Below are 22,308 nucleotides of genomic sequence, written 5' to 3'. Positions count from 1 at the left end.
GTTGAAAAACGTACTGCAATTATACACGGCGAGCGATAACCGCTATCGCCTGGGGAAAAGAATAATAGTAGCATGATTTTACATGACTTTTTTTCTTTCTTTACGCGGGCGACAATGCACTCGCGGGGCTTGTTCACCTGAAGCCACCGACAATAAACAGGATCTTACACCTATTTATCCACAGATTTATGGGATAACCCAAATTTTTACCGATCACTGGTTCAATTTACAGCCTTGACTCAGGCGGGTTTTTACGAATTTGTCCGTTTTGTGCGTAACTTGCCCGGATAATCTGTGGATAAAAACGGCGTTGGTGGATCTTTCGCCAGGGTAAGATCCTTACCGTGCATAGATCACATTTTTGTCCTGTGTATCACTGCGAGATATTGCTTAACTATATGTTTTTAGTCTTAATATTTGTTTTTAGGTATGAGGGCGGATTTTAGGGGACGAGAGTTTTACCGGCTTATCCCTCGAGTTCTGCACACACCTATCCACAGAAAAAGTGAATAAAACCGGTCTGAAAGGCTGGGGTATGTTTATAACTTTGCCAATATCTGTGAGTTATCCCAATGTTATCCGGCCCGCAGCGCCGTAAAGCAGTGGTTTACCGCCTGTAGCTTGTGTGAAACAATCAGGACATCTATGCGAATTTAAGCTTATCGAGGTAGTCCGGTGATCGATGATGATGGCTACCGCCCGAATGTTGGTATCGTAATCTGTAATCGTCAGGGGCAGGTCTTATGGGCCCGCCGTTACGGTCAGCACTCCTGGCAGTTTCCCCAAGGTGGGATTAACCCTGGCGAAACTGCGGAGCAGGCGATGTACCGTGAGCTGTTCGAAGAAGTGGGGCTGAGTAAAAAGGATGTGCGCATCCTGGCTTCGACCCGCAACTGGTTGCGCTATAAATTGCCGAAACGTTTGGTGCGTTGGGACACAAAGCCGGTTTGTATCGGCCAAAAGCAAAAATGGTTTTTGTTGCAGCTACTGTGCAATGACGCTGATATCAATATGCAGCGCAGCAGCACGCCGGAGTTCGACGGTTGGCGCTGGGTGAGCTTCTGGTATCCGGTGCGCCAGGTGGTGTCGTTCAAACGCGACGTCTACCGCCGGGTGATGAAAGAATTCGCCGTGACCGTGATGCCGATGCAAGAGCAGGCGGCGCCGCGGCAGGCTCCCGCTTATCGCCGAAAGAGAGGTTAAGTTAAGCCGACTATGCTCACGCGCTTGCGAGAAATTGTAGAGAAGGTGGCCGCGGCGGCCAGTCTGACGGATGCGCTGGATCTGCTGGTCAATGAAACCTGTCTGGCGATGGACACCGAAGTGTGTTCCATCTACCTGGCGGACAACGATCGCCGCTGCTACTACCTGATGGCCACGCGCGGGCTGAAAAAGCCGCGTGGGCGCACTATCGCATTGGCGTTTGACGAGGGCGTCGTCGGGTTGGTCGGCCGCCGAGCCGAGCCTATCAACCTGGCCGATGCCCAAAGCCACCCCAGTTTCAAATACGTTCCGCAGGTGAAAGAGGATCGTTTCCGATCCTTCCTCGGGGTGCCGATCATTCATCGGCGCCAACTGCTGGGGGTGCTGGTGGTGCAGCAGCGCGAGCTGCGCCAGTTCGATGAAAGCGAAGAGTCTTTCATGGTCACCCTGGCCACGCAGATGGCCGGGATCTTGTCACAGTCGCAGCTCAACGCCATTTTCGGCCAGTATCGCCAAACGCGCGTGCGCGCGCTGGCGGCCTCGCCCGGCGTGGCGGTGGCTGAAGGGTGGCAGGACAGTAGCCAGCCTTCGCTCGATCAGGTTTACCGCGCGTCGACGCTGGACACCGCCAGCGAGCGCGAGCGCCTGACGCTGGCGCTGGAAGAGGCCGGCGCGGAGTTTCGCCGCTTCAGCAAGCGTTTTGCCGCCAGCTCGCAAAAAGAGAGCGCGGCGATCTTCGATCTTTATTCTCACCTGTTAAACGACGCCCGCCTCAAGCGCGAACTGTTCGCCGAAATCGACAACGGCTCGGTGGCGGAGTGGGCGGTGAAACAGGTGATAGAAGCCTTTGCCGAACAGTTCGCCAAACTGCAGGACACCTACATGCGCGAGCGCGGCAGCGATCTGCGCGCGCTGGGCCAGCGCCTGCTGTTCCACCTCGATGACACCACCCAGGGCGCCACCCAGTGGCCGGCGCGTTTTGTGCTGGTGGCGGATGAGCTGACCGCGACATTGCTGGCCGAAGTGCCGCAGGATCGCCTGGTCGGCGTGGTGGTGCGCGACGGCGCCGCCAACTCGCATGCGGCGATTTTGGTGCGGGCGATGGGGGTGCCGACGGTGATGGGCGCCGACATCCAGCCTTCTCTGCTCAGCCAGCGGTTGCTGATCGTCGATGGGTATCGCGGTGAACTGTTGGTCGATCCTGAACCGGTGCTGGTGCAGGAATATCAACGGCTGATCAGCGAAGAGCTGGAGTTGAGCAAGCTGGCGGAAGACGACGTCGAGCAACCGGCGCAGCTGAAAAGCGGCGAGCGTATCCAGGTGATGCTGAACGCCGGCCTCAGCCCGGAACATGAACAACTGTTGGGCGGCCGAGTGGATGGCGTGGGGTTGTACCGCACCGAAATCCCGTTCATGTTGCAAAGCGGTTTCCCCTCCGAAGAAGAACAGGTCGCGCAGTATCAAGGCATGCTGCAGCTTTATCCGAGCAAGCCGGTTACGCTGCGCACCCTGGATATCGGCGCCGACAAGCAACTGCCCTATATGCCGATCAGCGAAGAGAACCCTTGCCTGGGGTGGCGCGGCATCCGCATCACTCTGGATCAGCCGGAGATCTTTTTGATTCAGGTACGCGCCATGCTGCGCGCCAATGCCGGCACCGGCAACCTGGGTATTTTGCTGCCGATGATCACCAGCCTTGAAGAGGTCGACGAAGCTAAACGCCTGATTGACCGAGCCGGGCGCGAGGTGGAAGAGGTGCTCGGCTACGCGATCCCGAAACCGAAAATCGGCGTGATGCTGGAAGTGCCATCGATGATTTTCCTGATCCCGCATTTGGCCGGGCGCGTTGATTTCATTTCGGTCGGCACCAACGACTTGACCCAGTACCTGCTGGCGGTGGATCGCAATAACACGCGGGTCGCCGCGCTGTATGACAGTTTGCATCCCGCGATGTTGCAGGTGCTGAACTTGATCGCCGAGCAGGGGAAAGCGGCCGGGCTGCAGCTTAGCCTCTGCGGTGAGTTGGCCGGCGATCCCATGGGCGCGCTGTTGCTGGTGGGCATGGGCTATCGCAATCTGAGCATGAATGGCCGCAGCGTGGCGCGCATCAAATACCTGCTGCGACATATCGACCTGGCTGACGCCGAAATGCTGGCTCACCGGGTGTTGAACACCCAGATGACCACCGAAGTGCGCCATCTGGTGGCGGCGTTTATGGAGCGGCGCGGCATGGGCGGGCTGATCCGCGGGGGCCGATAACCGCCGCGCGGTGTGATTTTTTTACAGAACTTTTCCCGCCCTGCCGGACCGGACCGCGCTAAGCCTATGTTATGATGCGCAACCTCAGCGCGGCGCATGCTCGTCGCCTTGCAGACCGCAGCGGCCAATGCCGCCGTTTGCAAGGCGCGGGATAATCTCCGTCGCCGCTTGGCACCTGCCGCCCCCGCATGGGGAAAAATAACAGACATGTTGTGGTGATAGATGAGCAATAGCTATCTGGCGTTTCCTAAATTTGATCCGGTCATTTTCTCCATTGGCCCGGTTTCTCTGCATTGGTACGGCCTGATGTACCTGGTCGGCTTCGTTTTTGCCATGTGGCTGGCGGTGCGTCGCGCCAACAAGCCGGGCAGCGGCTGGACCAAAGACGAAGTGGAAAACCTGCTCTACGCCGGCTTCTTGGGCGTATTCGTCGGCGGCCGCGTCGGTTATGTGCTGTTCTACAACCTGCCGCTGTTCCTGGATAACCCGCTCTATCTGTTCAAGGTCTGGGATGGCGGCATGTCGTTCCACGGCGGCTTGATGGGGGTGATTCTGGTGATGTTCTGGTTCGCTCGCCGCACCAAACGCACCTTCTTCCAGGTTTCCGATTTTATCGCGCCATTGATCCCATTCGGCCTGGGCGCCGGCCGCCTCGGCAACTTTATCAACGGCGAACTGTGGGGCCGCGTGACCACCGATACCCCTTGGGCGATGTTGTTCCCAAGTTCGCGCAGCGAAGACGTAGCCCTCGCCGCCGCCGATCCCTCTTTGTTGCCGTTGCTGAATCAGTACGGCGTACTGCCGCGCCACCCGTCGCAGCTGTATGAACTGCTGCTGGAAGGCGTGGTGCTGTTTATCATTCTGAACCTGTTTATTCGCAAGCCGCGGCCGATGGGCGCCGTATCAGGCCTGTTCCTGATCGGGTATGGCGCATTCCGCATCATCGTTGAAGCGTTCCGCCAGCCGGATGCCCAGCTCGGCCTGTTCGACGGCGTGATCAGCATGGGGCAGATCCTGTCTATCCCGATGGTGGTGGCCGGTATTATTATGATGATTTGGGCGTACCGTCGTCGCCCACAGCAACAACTGTCGTGAGGAACAAATGAAACAGTATCTGGATTTGATGAATAAGGTGCTCGCCGAGGGCACCCCTAAAGCCGACCGTACCGGCACTGGCACATTGTCGATTTTCGGCCACCAGATGCGTTTCAACTTGCAGGAAGGTTTCCCGTTGGTGACCACCAAGAAATGTCATCTGCGTTCGATCATTCATGAGCTGTTATGGTTCCTGAACGGCGATACCAACATCGCCTACCTGCGTGACAACAAGGTCACCATTTGGGACGAGTGGGCCGATGAAAACGGCGATCTCGGCCCGGTGTACGGCAAACAGTGGCGCGCCTGGGGCGCAGCGGACGGCCGTCAGATCGATCAGCTGAGCAACGTGCTCCAACAGCTGAAGCAAGATCCGGATTCGCGTCGCATCATTGTTTCCGCCTGGAACGTCGGCGAGCTGGATCAGATGGCGTTGGCGCCGTGCCACGCGTTCTTCCAGTTCTACGTGGCGGACGGCAAGCTTTCTTGCCAGCTGTACCAGCGTTCCTGCGACGTTTTCCTCGGCCTGCCGTTCAACATCGCCAGCTACGCGCTGTTGGTGCACATGATGGCGCAGCAGTGCGATCTGGAAGTGGGCGACTTCGTCTGGACCGGCGGCGATACCCACCTGTACAGCAACCACATGGAACAGACTCAGCTGCAGCTGACGCGTGAACCGCGTCCGTTGCCGAAACTGGTGATCAAACGCAAACCGGCTTCACTGTTCGTTTACCGTTTCGAAGACTTCGAGATCGAAGGTTACGATCCGCACCCGGCCATCAAGGCGCCGGTCGCGATCTGACCTTAACCGCATCACACCAGGGGCGCAGCGATTGCGCCCCTTTTTTTATCCGCATTGCGTACCGCGCCGCATTTTTTTGTCGCCGTCTGCCATCGTAGAGAAAACATTGCGCAGCTTGCCGCAGCGCTTGCGCATGCGGCTTTACCGCGTTGTTACGGCCCTTACACTGGCGGCATGAACGACAATACTCTCTCGAACATCGATGATCGCCAACGGGGCATGACGCTGATTGAGCTAATGGCGGCGATCCTGATCGCCGCCATGCTCACCGGCTGGGGCGTCGGGCAATGGCGCTATAATCAGCAAGCGCTGCGGCTGGAACACACGGCCCAACAACTGCTGGCGTTTTTGCTGCGATTACAGGCGGACGCCAATTGGCGTAACCGCACGGCGCTGCTGTGGTTCAAGAATGGCACGCCCTGGTGCCTGGGCGGCGGTGTGCCACCGACGGATTGCGTTTCCGCCGAAGGCTCCGTTTTCTCGCCGCCTTATCGCGACGTTGTGCTGAGCGGCTACTCCGGCAAAGAGATTGGGTTTTATGGTTTGCGCAATACTGCGCAGGCGGGGCACATCCTTCTCAGCAACGACGCAGGCAGCCTGCGGCTGGTGCTGTCCGCCCGTGGGCGGCTGCGTTTGTGCAGCGAAGGGCTCCGGATAAGGGGGATCGCGCCATGCTGACTGTCGAACGCGGTTTTACCTTGCCGGAGGTGATGTTGGCGCTGGTGTTCGGCAGCATGATCGCGCTCGGCGCGGCGAAAACTTACCCGCTGTTACGCCAGCAGAACGTGGCCCTCGGTCAGCACTTTCGGCTGGAGTCAACGCTGCGACAGTTGGCGTTCGGCATTGAGAAAGATCTGCGCCGCGCCGGTTTTTGCGCCGGGCAGTGCGCTGGCCGGCCGCTGCTGATAGGCCAGGCATCGGGAGAAACGGCTGGCAGCTGCGTTATCGTTGCCTACGACATTGCTCGCAGCGGGCAATGGCTCACTTCGGGTGAGGATGCAGGCTATTTCGGTTATCGGCTACGTAATGGCGGCCTGGAAGGGCAGCGCGGCGTGAGCCAATGCGATGGCGGTGGCTGGGAGCGGCTACTCGATCATGACGAAGTGCGCATTGAGCGGTTTCATGTGGCGATAGAGCGGGGCGATCACGGCGCGGCATTGGCTCGCCTGACGCTGACGGGGCGCTCCGCCAGCGATACGCGTATCAGGCGCAGTCTGAGCGGGAGCGTCGAAATGGCGGCGCTGCCATGAAGCGGTACTCCCAACGAGGCGGCAGCACCCTGGCGGCGGTGATGTTGCTGCTGGCGCTGGGGCTGATGTTGCTCAATGCGCAACAGCGGCAATTGGATAACGCGCTGTTACTGGCCGCCGATCAGCAGCGTTACCTTCAGGCTTACAATCAGGCCGCTTCGGCGCTGAGTTGGGGCATGAGCCAGCGTTGGCCGCGCGCCGAACTGAGTGCAGCGGCCTGGCTATGCAGGCAGCGCGTGGAACTGACGGCTTGCGCTCGGCTGTCAGCCAGAGCGGGGGTGGTGACGGTACGCGGCCTTGGTGAGATGCGCGGCGGTGAACCGGTATGGCTGTATCAATGGGGCACCTTTAACGGCGCTGAGGCTGCTGGCAAGTTGCAAGCACAGCCGGGCGGTCGGCTGGATTTTTGTCCCGAGAAAAGGTTGGCCGACTGTGACGGCTAACGCTCGGGCAGCGTGGATATCCCGCAACGGCTTCAGTCTGCCGGAAGTGTTGGTGGCGGCCTTGCTGTTCTCGGTGTCGCTGCTTGGCTTGTTACAGTATCATCAGGTGCTGTTGCAGTCGTTCCAGCGCCAGTGGCACTACCGGCAAGCCTGGGGGCTGGCGCACCAGCAGTTGGAGGCGTTCGCCGTCATCGGCCGGCTCGAGGCTGAACCGCTGCCGGAAGGGTGGCGGCGCGAGACGGCACTTGACGATGCGGGGAGCGATTGCCGCCGATTGACGGTCAGGATCCAAACGCCGCAGCGGCAGTGGGCAACGCTGAGCCGCTGGTATTGCGCCCGTTTTTGAGCCGTATGTCTTTTGTTTTAAAGGAGTCTTCATGTTCACTGTTTATCATTCCAATCAGCTGGATTTGTTGAAAACGCTGACCAGCGCGCTGATAGCCAGAGATCCGTTGACCGATCCTTTTCAACAGGAGGTGGTGCTGGTGCAAAGCCCCGGCATGGCGCAATGGCTGCAGATGCAGCTGGCGGAACAGTTCGGTATCGCAGCCAATGTCGCGTTTCCGCTGCCGGCGACCTTCATTTGGGACATGTTCACCCGGGTGTTGCCGGATATTCCGAAAGAGAGCGCCTTCAGCAAGGATGCCATGACCTGGAAGCTGATGTGGTTGTTGCCGGAGATGCTGACTCAGCCTGCGTTTGCGCCACTGCAGCACTATCTCATCGATGACGGCGACAAGCGCAAAATCCACCAATTGGCCGGCCGGGTTGCCGACCTGTTCGACCAGTATTTGGTTTATCGCCCGCAGTGGCTGGAGAGCTGGCAGCGCGGCGAGCGCATCGACGGTCTGCCCGAGGCTCAGCAGTGGCAGGCGCCGCTCTGGGCGCGGCTGGTGGAGTACACGCGCGAATTGGGGCAGCCGGAATGGCACCGCGCCAATCTGTACAGCCGCTTTATCCACGCGCTCGAGCAGGCAACAACGTGCCCGCCCGGTTTGCCGCCGCGGGTGTTTATCTGCGGCATCTCGGCGTTGCCGCCGGTCTATCTGGAAGCGTTGCAGGCGCTGGGGCGGCATATCGACATCCACCTGATGTTCACCAACCCCTGTCGCTACTATTGGGGCGACATTCAGGATTATGCTTTCCTGGCCCGCTTGCAGAGCCGCAAGCGTCGTCATTACCACCAGGCTCGCGAGCAAGGGCTGTTTCGCGAGCCGGCCGACGCGGCGCGCCTGTTTGACGCCGAAGGGCAGCAGCAACTCAGCAACCCGCTGCTGGCCTCTTGGGGCAAGTTGGGGCGCGATCACCTCTATTTGCTGTCGCAGATGGAAGGGACGCAAGAGGTCGACGCCTTTGTCGATATCCCGGCGGATACCATGCTGCACGCCGTTCAGCGCGACATGCTGGAGTTGGAGGATCATGCGGTGATCGGTATTACCGCGGAAACGCTGGAAAGCAGCTTCAGCAAACGCCCGCTTGATGAGAACGACCGCTCCCTCAGCCTGCACGCCTGCCACAGCCCGCAGCGGGAAGTGGAGGTGCTGCACGATCAACTGCTGACCATGCTGGCGCAGGATCCCGCGTTGACGCCGCGCGATATCATCGTGATGGTGGCGGATATCGACAGCTACACGCCTTATATTCAGGCGGTGTTCGGCAATGCCCCCGCCGAGCGCTACCTGCCGTTCGCCATTTCTGACCGCAAAGCGCGGCAGGCGCATCCGGCGCTGCAGGCGTTCATTTCACTGCTCGATCTGCCGCAAAGCCGCTTTACCTCGGAACAGGTGCTGGCGCTGCTGGAGGTGCCGGCCCTAGCCGCCCGTTTCGCCATTGGCGAAGAGGGGCTGCGTCTGTTGCGCCACTGGGTCGGTGAATCCGGCGTGCGCTGGGGCCTGGACGACGATAACGTGCGCGAACTGGATCTGCCCGCCACCGGTCAGCATACCTGGCGCTTCGGTATTACGCGCATGCTGCTCGGCTACGCGATGGACAGCAATGCCGGCGATTGGCAGGGCATTTTACCTTACGACGAATCGAGCGGGTTGGTCGCCGAACTGGCGGGGCAGTTGGCAGACCTGCTGGCGCAGCTCAGCCACTGGCGGCAAATTTTGAGCGAAGCGCGCCCGCTCGAGGCGTGGCTACCGCTGTGCCGGCAACTGCTGGATGCCTTCTTCGAAGCGGAGAGCGACACCGAAGTGGTGCTGGCATTGATCGAGCAGCAGTGGCAGCAGGCCATCAATTTTGGCCTGGCGGCGCGCTATCCCGATGAGGTGCCGTTGACCATTCTGCGCGACGATCTGGCGGCGCGCCTCGATCAGGAGCGCATCAGCCAGCGCTTCCTTGCCGGGCAAATCAACTTCTGCACGCTGATGCCGATGCGCTCCATTCCGTTCAAGGTGGTGTGCCTGCTGGGCATGAACGACGGCGTGTATCCGCGCACGCTGCCGCCGCTGGGTTTCGATCTGATGGCGCAGCAGGTCAAACGCGGCGACCGCAGCCGGCGCGATGACGACCGCTACCTGTTCCTGGAAGCGATTTTGTCCGCGCAACAGCGGCTGTATATCAGTTTCATCGGCCGTTCCATTCAGGACAACAGCCCGCGCTACCCTTCGGTGCTGGTCACCGAGCTGCTGGAGTACCTGGAACAAAGCTATTGCCTGCCGGGAGATGAAGAACTCAGCGCAGACGACAGTGCTCGGCGGGTTGGTGAGCATTTGCTTAAGTGGCACGCGCGCATGCCGTTCGCCGCCGAGAATTTCTTGCCGGGCTCGGAGGAGCAAAGTTATGCCGCCGAGTGGCTGCCCGCCGCCGATGGTCGCGGTGCGGCGCACCCGGCCTTCAACCAACCGCTGCCCGCCGAAGCGCTGCAGCAAATATCGTTGGATGAGCTGCTGCGGTTTTACCGCCATCCTATCCGCGCCTTCTTCCAGCTGCGGCTGGGCGTCAGTTTTATCCTGGAAGAGACTGAGTTGCCGGACGAAGAGCCCTTCACGCTGGATAACCTCAGCCGCTACCAGTTCAACAGCCAACTGCTGAATACCCTGATCGACGGCGACGATCCCGAACGGTTGTTCCAACGGGTGCGTGCCGCCGGCGGCTTGCCCTATGGCGCCTTCGGCGAGATCTATTGGCAAAAGCAGCAGGAAGAGATGAGCGAACTGGCCGAGCAGGTGCGTGCGGAACGCGCAGAGAGCCATAGCCTGGAGCTGGATATCGATATCGCCGGCGTACGTCTCAGCGGCTGGCTGCATCAGGTGCAGGATGACGGCCTGTTGCGCTGGCGGCCCGCCACGTTGTCGGCGGTGGACGGCATATTGCTGTGGCTGGAGCACCTAGTGTACTGCTGCGCCGGCGGCACCGGCGAGAGCCGCATCTACGGTCGCAAGAACTCCGCCTGGCGCTTTGCCGCGCTGGCGCCTGAAGAGGCGCAGGCGCAGCTGGCGGAACTGCTGGCGGGCTATCAGCGCGGTTTGTGTCAGCCGCTGCTGTTGCTGAACAAGAGCGGCTGGGCGTGGCTGAGTCAGTGCTATCAGCCGGAAACGCAGCAAATCGACTGGGAGGAAGAAGCGCAAATTAAGGCACGCGCCAAATTGCTGCAGGCTTGGCAGGGCGATCAGCGCATTCCCGGAGAAGGGGAAGATCCCTACGTGCAGCGCGTGTTCCGCCAATTGGATAATGAATACTTAGCGCAAATACTGGCCGAAACAGAGCGTTATCTGCTGCCGGTGGCGCGGCATAACCTGGGGTAACAATCCGCCGGTGGTGCTGTACGGCGGGAGGTGGTAAAAATAACGAAGGTTATATTCAACCATTGGGGTGATTCCCGGTCTTACATAACGTACAGGCATATACCCGCCGTGTTTCGGGCCGCCACATTGGCGAAGATCCCGGCGAGTACAGATTTGGTTATGTGGTTTTGATGCACGTTGCCAACGTCAGGGAGTGGGCGTAGCGACGTCAGAATAGGGGTTTATTTTGGATATGCGCAGACAGTTGGTCCGTATCACCGGGCTGGTACTATTGGCTATGTGTTGGGCACCGTTGAGTTGGGCCGCGCAAGGATGGCAACCGCTGACGGAGAAGATCAACAAGAGCGAACACGATCCGCGTCAGTATGAAGCGATCAAGTTGGCTAACGGCATGACGGTGTTGCTGGTGTCTGATGCCCAGGCGCCGAAATCGCTGGCGGCGCTGGCATTGCCGGTTGGATCGCTCGAAGATCCGAACAGCCAACTGGGATTGGCGCACTATCTGGAACATATGGTGCTGATGGGCTCCAAACGCTATCCAGAGCCGGAAAACCTGTCCGAATTCCTGAAAAAGCACGGCGGCAGCCACAACGCCAGCACGGCCTCTTATCGCACCGCCTTCTATCTGGAAGTGGAAAATGATGCGCTGGAGCCGGCGGTCGACCGCATGGCCGACGCTATTGCCGAGCCGCTGCTGGATCCGGGCAATGCCGATCGCGAGCGCAATGCGGTGAACGCCGAGTTGACGATGGCGCGTTCGCGCGACGGCATGCGCATGGCGCAGGTCGGCGCGGAAACCCTTAACCCGGCGCACCCGAGCGCGCGCTTCTCCGGCGGCAATCTCGATACGTTGAAAGACAAGCCGGACAGCAAGTTGCACGATGAACTGACCGGCTTCTATAAGCGCTACTATTCCGCCAATCTGATGATGGGCGTTTTGTACGGCAATCAGCCGCTGCCGCAGCTGGCTGACATTGCGGCGAAAACCTTTGGCCGCGTGCCGAATCATGACGCCAGCGTGCCGCCGATCACCGTGCCGGCCGTGACGCCGGAACAGCAGGGCATCATCATTCACTATGTGCCGGCGCAGCCGCGCAAGCAGCTGAAGGTCGAGTTCCGCATCGATAACAACAGCGCCGCGTTTCGCAGCAAAACCGATACCTACATCAGCTACCTGATCGGCAACCGCAGCAAAAATACCTTGTCTGACTGGTTGCAGAAGCAGGGGCTGGCGGACGCCATCAATGCCGGCGCCGATCCGATGGTGGATCGCAACGGCGGCGTCTTCGCTATCAGCGTCTCGCTGACCGACAAAGGCCTGGCCCAGCGCGACCAAGTCGTCGCCGCTATTTTCAACTACCTGAAAATGCTGCGCAGCGAAGGCATCAAGCAGAGCTACTTCGATGAAATCTCGCATGTTCTGAACCTGGACTTCCGTTATCCGTCGATCACGCGCGACATGGACTATATCGAATGGCTGGTGGACACCATGCTGCGCGTTCCGGTTGAGCATGCGCTGGACGCGCCTTATCTGGCCGACCGTTATGATCCTAAGGCGATCGCCGAACGCCTAGACGCCATGACGCCGCAAAACGCGCGCATCTGGTTCGTCAGCCCGGATGAACCGCACAACAAGACGGCCTATTTCGTCAACGCGCCTTACCAGGTCGACAAAATCACGCCGCAGCGCTTTACGCAGTGGCAGCAGTTGGAGAGCGGCATTTCCCTGTCGCTGCCGGCGCTCAACCCGTACATCCCGGATGACTTTACCCTGACCAAGCCATCGCACGAGTTCAAAAAACCGGAAAAGGTGGTGGATAAACCCGGCCTGCGCGTGCTGTACATGCCGAGTCGTTACTTCGCCGACGAACCGAAGGCCGACGTCACCGTCGCTTTCCGCAACGCCAAAACCATGGATTCCGCGCGTAATCAGGTGCTGTTCTCGCTGACGGATTATCTGGCCGGCCTCGCGCTGGATCAGTTGAGCTATCAGGCGTCGGTCGGCGGGTTGAGCTTCTCGACCTCGCCGAACAACGGTCTGATGTTTAACGCCAACGGCTTCACCCAGCGTTTGCCGCAGTTGCTGACGGCGCTGATCGAGGGTTATTCCAGCTTCACGCCGACGGAAGATCAGTTGGCGCAAGCCAAATCCTGGTATCTGGAGCAGTTGGACGCCGCCGAGAAGGGCAAGGCGTTTGAGCTGGCCATTCAGCCGGTGCAGATGGTTTCCCGCGTGCCGTATTCCGAACGCAGCGAGCGCCGCGAGGTGCTGAAGACGTTAACGCTGAAAGACGTGCTGGCCTATCGCGACAGCCTGCTGGCCGAGGCCACGCCGGAGCTGCTGGTAGTGGGCAACATGAGCAAGCAGCAGGTCGACACGTTGGCCTCGACGTTAAAACATCGTCTGGGCTGTACCGGTAGCGAATGGTGGCACGGCGAAGACGTGGTGGTGGACAATAATCATCTGGCCAACCTGCAACAGGTGGGCAGCAGCACTGACTCGGCGCTGGCGGCGGTTTATGTGCCGACCGGCTACGACGAAGTGACCGGCATGGCCTACAGTTCGCTACTGGGGCAGATTATTCAGCCGTGGTTTTACAGCCAGCTGCGCACGCAGGAGCAATTGGGGTACGCGGTCTTCGCCTTCCCGATGTCGGTAGGGCGCCAGTGGGGCGTAGGCTTCCTGTTGCAGAGCAACAGCAAACAGCCGGCCTACCTGTACCAGCGCTATCAGGATTTCTATCCGAAAACCGAGAAACGCCTGCGCGACATGAGCGAGGCGGACTTTGAACAGTACAAACAGGCGCTGATCAACGAACTCAAACAGCGGCCGCAAACCCTCAGCGAGGAGGCCAGCCGGTTCGCCAATGATTTCGATCGCGGCAACTTCGCCTTTGATACCCGTCAGAAGCTGATCGCGCAGGTGCAACAGCTGACGCCGGCCAAACTGGCGGATTATTTCCACCAGGCGGTGATCCAGCCGCAGGGGCTGGCGGTGCTGTCGCAGGTCAGCGGCAGCGGGCAAGACAAGGCGGATTACGCGGCGCCTAAGGACTGGGTCACCTATCCGAACGCGTCGGCATTGCAGCAGATTTTGCCGCGTAAAGTGGCGACGCCATGACGGAAATTGCCCCGCAGAGGTTGGAGCCTCTGTCGCTGCCGCTGTTCGGCGAACGCCTGATAGAAGCGTCGGCGGGCACCGGCAAAACTTTTACCATCGGCGCGCTGTACCTGCGTTTGCTGCTGGGGTTGGGCGGTGAAGCAGCGTTTCCCCGCCCGCTGACGGTCGAAGAAATCCTGGTGGTGACCTTTACCGAGGCCGCCACCGAGGAGCTGCGCGGGCGCATCCGCGACAATATTCACGGATTACGCATCGCCTGCGTGCGCGGTGTCAGCGCCAACCCGCTGTTTTCGGCGCTGATGGCTGAAATTGACGATTTGACCGACGCCGCCTCGCAGCTGCTGGCGGCGGAGCGGCAGATGGACGAAGCGGCGATCTACACCATTCACGGCTTTTGCCAACGAATGCTGACGCACAACGCCTTCGAGTCCGGCATGCTGTTTGAACAAACGCTGGTGCAGGACGAGCTGCCGCTGCGGCGGCAGGCCTGCGCCGATTTCTGGCGTCGCCACTGCTATCCGTTGCCGCTGGGCGTGGCGCGTGCGGTCAGCCAGGAGTGGAGCGGCCCGGAAGCGTTGCTGGCCGATCTCTCCGGCTATCTGCACGGTGAAGTGCCGGCGCTGCGTCGGCCGCCGAAGGATGAAGAAACCGTCCTGATGCGCCACGAGCAGATCGTCGCGCGCATCGACGCCATCAAGGCGCAATGGCGGGCGGAGGCGGGCGATCTGGAAGCGTTGATCGCCCAGTCCGGCGTCGATAAGCGCAGCTACAGCAGTAAACACCTGCCGAACTGGCTGAACAAGGTCGGCGAATGGAGCGGGCAGGAGACTCAGGACTACCAGTTGCCGAAGGAACTGGATAAATTTCGCCAGTCGGTGCTGCTGGAGAAGACCAAGAAAGGTGAGCCGCCGCGGCATACGCTGTTCACGGCGATAGATGAGTTGTTCGATGAACCCTTGACGCTGCGCGACCTGATCATGGCGCGCGCGCTCAGCGAGATCCGCACCTCCATTCAGCAGGAAAAGCGCCAGCGCGCCGAACTGGGATTTGATGACCTGCTCAGCCGGCTGGACGGCGCCCTGCAAAGCGGCGGCGGCGAACAGCTGGCGCAGGCGATCCGCCAGCGATACCCGGTGGCGATGATCGATGAATTCCAGGATACCGATCCGCAGCAATACCGTATTTTCCAAAAACTTTACGTCGGCCGGCCTGATTGCGGCCTGCTGTTGATCGGCGATCCCAAGCAGGCGATTTACGCCTTTCGCGGCGCCGACATCTTTACCTACATGCGCGCGCGTTCAGAGGTGAGCGCCCACTATACGCTGGAGACCAACTGGCGCTCGTCGCCGTCGATGGTCGCCAGCGTCAATCACCTGTTTTCTCAGGTAGAAAAGCCTTTCCTGTTCGGCCAAATCCCCTTTATTGAAGTTAACGCGGCGGAAAAGAACCAAGGGCTGGCGTTTGAATTGCACGGCAAGCCGCAGCCGGCGATGCAGTTCTGGCTGCAGCAGGGGGAAGGCGCGGGTGTAAGTGATTACCAACAGCTGATGGCGCGCCTGTGCGCCACGCAAATTCGCGACTGGCTCAGCGCCGGGCAGCAGGGCCAGGCGCGGCTGCAGAGCGGCAAGGCGTCACGGCCGGTACAAGCCTCTGATATCACGGTGCTGGTGCGCAGCCGCAATGAGGCGGCGTTGGTGCGCGATGCGCTGAGCGCGCTGTCTATTCCGTCGGTCTATCTGTCCAACCGCGACAGCGTGTTTGACACCCCGGAGGCCAAAGACCTGCTGTGGTTGCTGCAGGCGGTGTTGGCGCCGGAGCAGGAGCGCACGCTGCGCAGCGCCATGGCCACCGGGCTGATGGGGTTGGACGCGCCGACGCTGGACGGCCTGAGCCGCGATGAGCGCGCCTGGGACGCGCTGGTTAACGAGTTCGACAATTACCGCACGCTCTGGCTGCGCCGCGGCGTGTTGCCGATGCTGAGCGAGGTGATGAAAGCGCGCCAGCTGGCGGAGAACCTGTTGGCCAGCGCCGGCGGCGAGCGTCGCTTGACCGACGTGCTGCATCTGGGGGAACTGTTGCAAGAGGCGGCGGCGCAGCTCGACAGCGAGCATGCGCTGGTGCGCTGGCTGGCGCAGCAGATCGCCCAGCCTAATCGTCAGTCCGATAATCAGCAGCTGCGGCTGGAGAGCGACCGGCATCTGGTGCAGGTGATCACGATCCACAAATCCAAGGGGCTGGAGTTCGATCTGGTGTGGCTGCCGTTCGTCGGCAACTTCCGCCAGCAGCAACAGGCGCTGTATCACGATCGCCACAGTTTCCAGGCGTTGCTGGATCTCGACGCTAATGAAGAGAGCCAGGCCTGGGCGGAGGAGGAGCGCTTGGCGGAAGATCTGCGTCTGCTGTACGTGGCGCTGACCCGCTCGGTGTACCACTGCAGCATCGGCATCGCGCCGCTGTTCCAGGGCACGCGCAAGAAACAGGGCGATACCGATCTGCACCGCAGCGCATTGGGTTATCTGGTGCAGGGCGGGCAGGCCGGCGACGCCGTGTATCTGCAGGAGCGGCTGCAGCAATTGGCGGGCGGGGGTATCGCGCTGTCGCTGGTTGAACCGCCGGACGAAGAACCCTGGCAACCCCAGGCGTCACTGGCCGAAGCGCTGGCGGCGAAAAGCTTTACCCGGCGGATCCAGGATTTTTGGCGGGTGACCAGCTATACCGGTTTGCAACAGCACGGCGCGAGCTTGATGCAGGATCTGCTGCCGCGTCTGGATGTCGACGCGGCCGGTGAGCGCGGGGAAGAAAGTGAGCCAGCGCTTACACCGCATACCTTCCCGCGCGGCGCAACGCCCGGCACCTTCCTGCACAGCCTGTTTGAAACGCTGGACTTCACCCAGCCGCTCGACGAACAGTGGCTGCTGGAACAGCTGCAGCAGCAAGGGTTCGCCGAACACTGGCAACCGATTCTGCTGGCGTGGATGCAGGTGCTGCTCAATACGTCGCTCGACGACAGCGGCGTGACGCTGGCGGCGCTGACGCCGCAGCATAAGCAGGCCGAGCTGCAGTTCTATTTGCCGATCAACCGGCTGTTGCAGGCGAAGGAGCTCGATGCCCTGGTGAAGCGTTACGATCCGCTTTCCGCCCGCTGTCCGGCGCTGGATTTCCATCAGGTGCAAGGCATGCTGAAAGGCTTTATCGACCTGGTGTTCTGTTGGCAGGGCAAATACTACCTGCTGGACTACAAGTCCAACTGGTTGGGGGAAGACAGCAGCGCCTATACCCGGCCGGCGATGGAGCAGGCGATGGCGGAGCATCGTTACGATCTGCAATATCAGCTGTATACGCTGGCGCTGCACCGTTATCTGCGTCATCGGCTGCCGGATTACGATTACCGGCGCCATTTCGGCGGGGTGATTTATCTGTTCCTGCGCGGCGTGGATGCGGCGCACCCGGGCAACGGCATTTTCACCTGTCTTCCCGAGTTTGAGCTGGTGGCGGGAATGGATCGCTTGTTCAGCGGCGAGGCTGCTGCGACGGAGGATGGATCATGATCGCACTGCTGGAGCAGGCGGTGGCGCTTGGCGTGTTGCGCCCACTGGACGTGCAGTTCGCCCGCGTGGTGGCGAACGAAGACGAGCCCGATATTTTGCTGGCCGCCGCCTGCCTGAGCGCAGAGGCGGGGGCCGGTCACGTCTGCCTGTTGCTGGAGCAGCTGCAGGCGGATACGCTGTTTGAAGGGCGCCAACCGGCGCTGGCGCTGGCGGTGTGGGAGGCGGCCGGGCGGCCGGATGGCGTGCGTTGGCAGCAGCGCCTGGCGGCCAGCGCGGCGGTCGGGGACGGCAGCGAGGCTACGCCGCTGGTGCTGCGCGGGCCACGCTTGTATCTGCAGCGCATGTGGCAAAACGAAGGTGAAGTGGCGGCGTTTATCGGCGGCGAAGGCGAGTCGCTGGCGGTGCCGGAGGCTGAACTGCGTACTATTCTTGACCGTTTGTTCGGCTCGGCGAGCGACGAACCCGATTGGCAGAAGATCGCCGCCGCGGTGGCCGCCACGCGGCGCATTGCGGTCATTTCCGGCGGGCCGGGCACCGGTAAAACCACGACCGTCGCCAAGCTGTTGGCGGCGCTGGTGCAGTTGGATGAAAGCGCGCGCTTGCGCATTCAGCTGGCGGCGCCGACTGGGAAGGCGGCGGCGCGCCTGACGGAGTCGCTTGGCAGCGCCAGCCGTCAGCTGGCGTTGACCCCGGCGCAGCAGGCGCTGTTCCCGACGGAGGCGGCGACGTTGCACCGCCTGTTGGGGGCGCAACCGAACAGTCAGCGCATGCGCTATCACCGCGGCAACCGGCTGCATTTGGATGTGCTGGTGGTGGATGAGGCCTCGATGGTCGATCTGCCGATGATGGCGCGCCTGATTGCCGCGTTGCCCGATCGGGCCCGGGTGATTTTCCTTGGCGACCGCGATCAGCTGGCCTCGGTGGAGGCCGGCGCGGTGCTGGGGGATATTTGCCGTTTTGCCGAGCAGGGATACAGCGATGCGCGCGCTGCAGAGCTGAGCCGCCTGACCGGCTGTTCGATCGAAGGACAGCAGGCCGTTGCGGAAGCGGCGGTGCGCGACAGCCTGTGCCTGCTGCGCAAGAGCTATCGCTTCGACGCCCGTTCCGGCATCGGTCAACTGGCGTTGGCGGTCAACGCCGGAGCGGGGGATCGTGCGCTGGCGGCACTAAACGGCAGTTTCGGCGATGTCATGGGTTATGCGCTGGCGACGAGCGAAGAGTATCAGACGCTGTTGGATGCCTGCGTGGCGGGCTATCGCGACTATTTGCGGCTGACCGCCGAAGGGGCGGAGGCGGCGGCGGTGCTGGCGGCCTTTGGCCGCTTCCAGGTGCTGTGCGCGCTGCGTGAAGGGCCGTTCGGCGTCGCCGGCCTGAACGAGCGCATTGAGATCGGGTTGCAGCGCGCCGGTCTGATCGACCGCAAACCGGGCGTGCTCGGCCGCTGGTACCGGGGGCGGCCGGTGATGATCGGCCGCAACGACAGCGCGCTGGGGCTGTTCAATGGGGATATCGGCATTACATTGCCGGATGAGCACGGCGATCTGCGCGTGCATTTCCAACTGCCCGACGGCAGCATCAAGTCGGTACAGCCAAGCCGTTTGCCGGCGCATGAAACCGCCTATGCCATGACGGTGCACAAATCTCAGGGATCGGAATTTGACCATACGGTTCTGGTGTTGCCGAATCACTTCCTGCCGGTGCTGACGCGTGAATTGGTCTATACCGCGATCACTCGCGCGCGTAAGCAGCTCTCGCTGTATGCCACGGAGGCGGTGTTGCTGCGGGCCATTCGTATGCCGACCCAGCGCCGCAGCGGATTGGCTGAACGGCTGCAGGCAACGGAATAAACGATGAACGGGCGCGGCAACGGCCGCGCCCACTGGGATTACAGATCCGCCAGCAGAATTTTGGAGCGGCGCTGGTAGTTGTACAACGCCTGTTTCTGCATCGGCAGCACGTCGACCTCCGCCGGGGTAAAGCCACGTTCCTGGAACCAGTGGATGCTGCGGGTGGTCAGCACGAACAGCTTCTTCAGCCCCATCTGCCGCGCCTGGTTTTCTACCCGCTGCAGCAGCATCTCGCCGCGCGAAGAGCTGCGGTAATCGGGATGTACCGCCACGCAGGCCATCTCACCGATTTTTTCCTCCAGGAACGGGTACAGCGCCGCACAGGCGATGGTCAGGTTATCGCGTTCGATGATGGTGAATTTGTCGATCTCCATCTCCAGCTGTTCACGCGAACGGCGCACCAGAATACCCTGTTGTTCGAGCGGCCGGATCAGCTCCAGGATGCCGCCGATGTCGTTGATTGTCGCCCGGCGCACCTGTTCGGCGCTCTCCATCACGATTTGGGTGCCGATGCCGTCGCGCGAGAACAGTTCCTGCACCAGCGCACCGTCTTCCTGGTAGCTGATCAGGTGGCTGCGACGCACGCCGCTGCGGCAGCCTTTCACCGCGCCGCGCAGGAAACGCACGGTGCCGGAATGGTAATCGCCGCTTTCCTCCAGCTCTTCAAGGCGCTTTTGCGCGTCGTTGGGGAACAGTTCGGAAAGGATGTTGCCTTCTGCATCGGTCACGCCCTGTGAGGAGCAGAAACCGATCATTTTTTCCGCTTTCAGTTTGATCGCCAACTGGGTGGCCACTTCTTCCGAGGTCAGGTTGAAGCTCTCGCCGGTGACCGAAACCGCGACCGGGCCAATCAGCACGATGGCGTTGCTGTCGAGCTGGCGGTGGATCGCTTCTTCATCGATGCGGCGAATGCGGCCGCTGTGGCAGTAGTCGATGCCGTCATCGACGCCCAGCGGTTGCGCGATGATGAAGTTGCCGCTGACCACGTTAATGTGCGCGCCTTGCAGTGGCGTGTTGTTGAGGCTCATCGACAGCCGAGCGGTGATGTCGAGCTGCAGCAGGCCGGCGGCCTGCTTGACCAGCTCGAGCGTATGGGCGTCGGTCACGCGAGTGTGTTTGTGGTAGATCGGCTCATAGTTGTGCTGCGCCAGATTGGCGTCGATCTGCGGCCGTGCGCCGTAAACCACCACCAGGCGAATACCCAGGCTATGCAGTAGCCCGATATCGTTGACGATGTTGGAGAAATTCTCGTGTTCGATGGCTTCCCCGCCGAGCATGATGACGAACGTCTTGCCGCGGTGGGCGTTTATATAGGGGACTGAGTGACGGAATCCTTGCACCAGCTCTGTACTACGTTCCTTCACGGCCAAACCTCTTTGCATATTTATACGATATTTTTGTATTTTTATTCTTTTATTGCGCCGATGGCAAGTGGGAAATCGTCATGAAGCGTGCGCTAAGGGCGCTAAATCGTTAATAAATTGAAAAACCATAAAAAGATTTTCTGATGACAGGGCTGGAATGATTGGTTAAAGTTTTCGGCATCCCCATTTCATTGGTGTTTTTTTCATCTGTTGTAAACAGCTATTACTGCCGGAGCCGCATGCCAAACGCTAATCACAATCTGGGCCGCCGTCGTTTATTACAGGGCGTTGCCGCCAGCTGGTTGCTGAGTGTGAGTCGTACGGGCTTCGCCGCATCATCGCACGTGATCGCCGTGCGCGTCTGGCCATCCTCCACCTATACCCGCGTCACGCTGGAATCCAACGTCGAACTGAAATACAAGCAGTTCGCCCTGACCAATCCCGATCGCGTGGTGGTGGACATCGAAGGTGTTCACCTCAACAGCGTGCTGAAAGGCATCGCCGGGCAGGTGCGCGCCGACGATCCTTATCTCAAGCAGGCGCGCGTCGGCCAGTTTGATCAGAATACCGTGCGGCTGGTGCTGGAGCTCAAACAAAGCGTCAGCCCGCATATTTTCACGCTGGCGCCGGTGCCGGAGTATCGCAACCGTCTGGTGATGGATCTCTATCCGACCAAGGGCGGCAGCGGGGGTGAGGAGTATGATCCGCTACTGGCGTTACTGGAAGATTACAACAAGGGCGATCTGGAGCGCACGCTGCCGCCGGAAGCGCCGCAGGCCGGCAAGGCGGGGCGCGATCGGCCGATCGTCATCATGCTGGATCCCGGCCACGGCGGCGAAGATCCCGGCGCTATCGGCAAGTACAAGACGCGCGAGAAAGACATCGTGCTGCAGATTGCCCGCAAGCTGAGCGCCATGATCAAGCGCGAGCCAAACATGAAAGTGTTCATGACGCGCAATGAAGACGTGTTTATTCCGCTCAAGGTGCGCGTCGCCAAGGCGCGCAAGCAGCGCGCCGATCTGTTCGTTTCGATTCACGCCGACGCCTTCACCAGCCGCGCCGCGCGCGGTTCATCGGTGTTCGCGTTGTCCACCAAAGGCGCCACCAGCTCGGCGGCCAAGTTCCTGGCGCAGACGCAGAACGCATCGGACCAAATCGGCGGCGTCAGCAAGAGTGGCGACCGTTATCTCGATCACACCATGTTCGATCTGATCCAAACCGCGACCATCAACGACAGCCTGAAGTTTGGCAAGGAAGTGTTGAATCGGATGGGGAAAATCAACCGGTTGCACAAGAATCGTGTCGATCAGGCCGGTTTTGCGGTGTTGAAGGCGCCGGATATCCCGTCGATCCTGGTGGAAACGGCGTTTATCAGCAACATTGAAGAGGAGCGCAAGCTGCGCACCAGCCACTTCCAGCAGCAGGTGGCGGAATCGATTCTGGCGGGCATCAAGGCTTATTTCGCCAACGGCGGCGCGCTGGCGAGCCGATAAAAGCAGGGCCGGGCGCGAGTCCGGCTATTTTGGCGGATTGCAGATACAAAAAAACACCCGGAAGGGTGCTTATCTGTTGTCATCAAGAGTTGGTTGCGGAGGCCGGATTTGAACCGACGACCTTCGGGTTATGA

Annotated in this window: 14 protein-coding genes; 13 read left to right on the top strand and 1 reads right to left on the bottom strand. The window is 60.7% G+C overall.

The window, feature by feature from the left end; translation table 11 throughout:
* Positions 1–675 precede the first annotated feature (675 nt).
* From rppH to recD, 12 genes are all read left to right on the top strand, one after another.
* A complete protein-coding gene (rppH, locus tag ADK28_RS06760) occupies positions 676–1,203 on the top strand; it encodes an RNA pyrophosphohydrolase (protein WP_004931849.1) in 528 nt (175 codons plus the stop codon).
* A 12-nt stretch (positions 1,204–1,215) separates the two neighbouring features.
* Entirely contained in the window at positions 1,216–3,462 is a 2,247-nt protein-coding gene (gene ptsP, locus ADK28_RS06755) for a phosphoenolpyruvate--protein phosphotransferase (RefSeq protein ID WP_016929920.1), read from the top strand.
* A 222-nt stretch (positions 3,463–3,684) separates the two neighbouring features.
* Positions 3,685–4,557 carry a prolipoprotein diacylglyceryl transferase gene (lgt, locus tag ADK28_RS06750; protein WP_016929919.1) on the top strand — a complete coding sequence of 291 codons (873 nt, stop codon included), beginning with the start codon at positions 3,685–3,687 and terminating at the stop codon, positions 4,555–4,557.
* 7 nt (positions 4,558–4,564) lie between these two features.
* Positions 4,565–5,359 (top strand): thymidylate synthase, encoded by a 795-nt coding sequence (thyA, locus tag ADK28_RS06745; RefSeq protein WP_048795239.1) that lies wholly within the window; start codon positions 4,565–4,567, stop codon positions 5,357–5,359.
* Positions 5,360–5,533: 174 nt separating this feature from the next.
* On the top strand, positions 5,534–6,037 hold the full coding sequence (locus ADK28_RS06740; protein ID WP_048795238.1) for a prepilin peptidase-dependent protein: 504 nt from the start codon (positions 5,534–5,536) through the stop codon (positions 6,035–6,037).
* On the top strand, positions 6,031–6,609 hold the full coding sequence (locus ADK28_RS06735) for a prepilin peptidase-dependent protein (protein ID WP_048795237.1): 579 nt from the start codon (positions 6,031–6,033) through the stop codon (positions 6,607–6,609). The genes ADK28_RS06740 and ADK28_RS06735 overlap by 7 nt, the downstream gene beginning before the upstream one ends.
* On the top strand, positions 6,606–7,052 hold the full coding sequence (locus ADK28_RS06730) for a YgdB family protein (RefSeq protein WP_048795236.1): 447 nt from the start codon (positions 6,606–6,608) through the stop codon (positions 7,050–7,052). Before ADK28_RS06735 ends, ADK28_RS06730 begins: the two co-directional genes overlap by 4 nt.
* Positions 7,042–7,398, top strand: coding sequence for a prepilin-type N-terminal cleavage/methylation domain-containing protein (locus ADK28_RS06725; RefSeq protein WP_033639507.1), 357 nt, complete (start codon positions 7,042–7,044; stop codon positions 7,396–7,398). The genes ADK28_RS06730 and ADK28_RS06725 overlap by 11 nt, the downstream gene beginning before the upstream one ends.
* A gap of 31 nt (positions 7,399–7,429) precedes the next feature.
* Positions 7,430–10,801 carry an exodeoxyribonuclease V subunit gamma gene (gene recC, locus ADK28_RS06720; RefSeq protein ID WP_048795235.1) on the top strand — a complete coding sequence of 1,124 codons (3,372 nt, stop codon included), beginning with the start codon at positions 7,430–7,432 and terminating at the stop codon, positions 10,799–10,801.
* 232 nt (positions 10,802–11,033) lie between these two features.
* Entirely contained in the window at positions 11,034–13,922 is a 2,889-nt protein-coding gene (gene ptrA, locus ADK28_RS06715) for a pitrilysin (RefSeq protein ID WP_048795240.1), read from the top strand.
* Positions 13,919–17,470, top strand: a complete 3,552-nt coding sequence (gene recB / locus ADK28_RS06710; protein ID WP_048795234.1) for an exodeoxyribonuclease V subunit beta — start codon at positions 13,919–13,921, stop codon at positions 17,468–17,470. The genes ptrA and recB overlap by 4 nt, the downstream gene beginning before the upstream one ends.
* Complete coding sequence (recD, locus tag ADK28_RS06705) at positions 17,467–19,317, top strand: exodeoxyribonuclease V subunit alpha (RefSeq protein ID WP_048795233.1); 1,851 nt, start codon at positions 17,467–17,469, stop codon at positions 19,315–19,317. Before recB ends, recD begins: the two co-directional genes overlap by 4 nt.
* 38 nt (positions 19,318–19,355) lie before the next feature.
* Here the strand turns inward: recD and argA are convergent, their stop codons facing one another.
* A complete protein-coding gene (gene argA, locus ADK28_RS06700) occupies positions 19,356–20,681 on the bottom strand; it encodes an amino-acid N-acetyltransferase (protein WP_033641363.1) in 1,326 nt (441 codons plus the stop codon).
* Positions 20,682–20,920: 239 nt separating this feature from the next.
* Here argA and amiC point away from each other — a divergent pair, with 239 nt between their 5' ends.
* Positions 20,921–22,174 (top strand): N-acetylmuramoyl-L-alanine amidase AmiC, encoded by a 1,254-nt coding sequence (amiC, locus tag ADK28_RS06695; RefSeq protein WP_004931882.1) that lies wholly within the window; start codon positions 20,921–20,923, stop codon positions 22,172–22,174.
* The last annotated feature ends 134 nt before the right edge of the window (positions 22,175–22,308 follow it).

It is taken from the genome of Serratia sp. 506_PEND, assembly GCF_001076875.1.
Classification (GTDB): Bacteria; Pseudomonadota; Gammaproteobacteria; order Enterobacterales; family Enterobacteriaceae; genus Serratia; species Serratia marcescens.
This window is presented reverse-complemented; position numbering and strand designations above follow the sequence as displayed.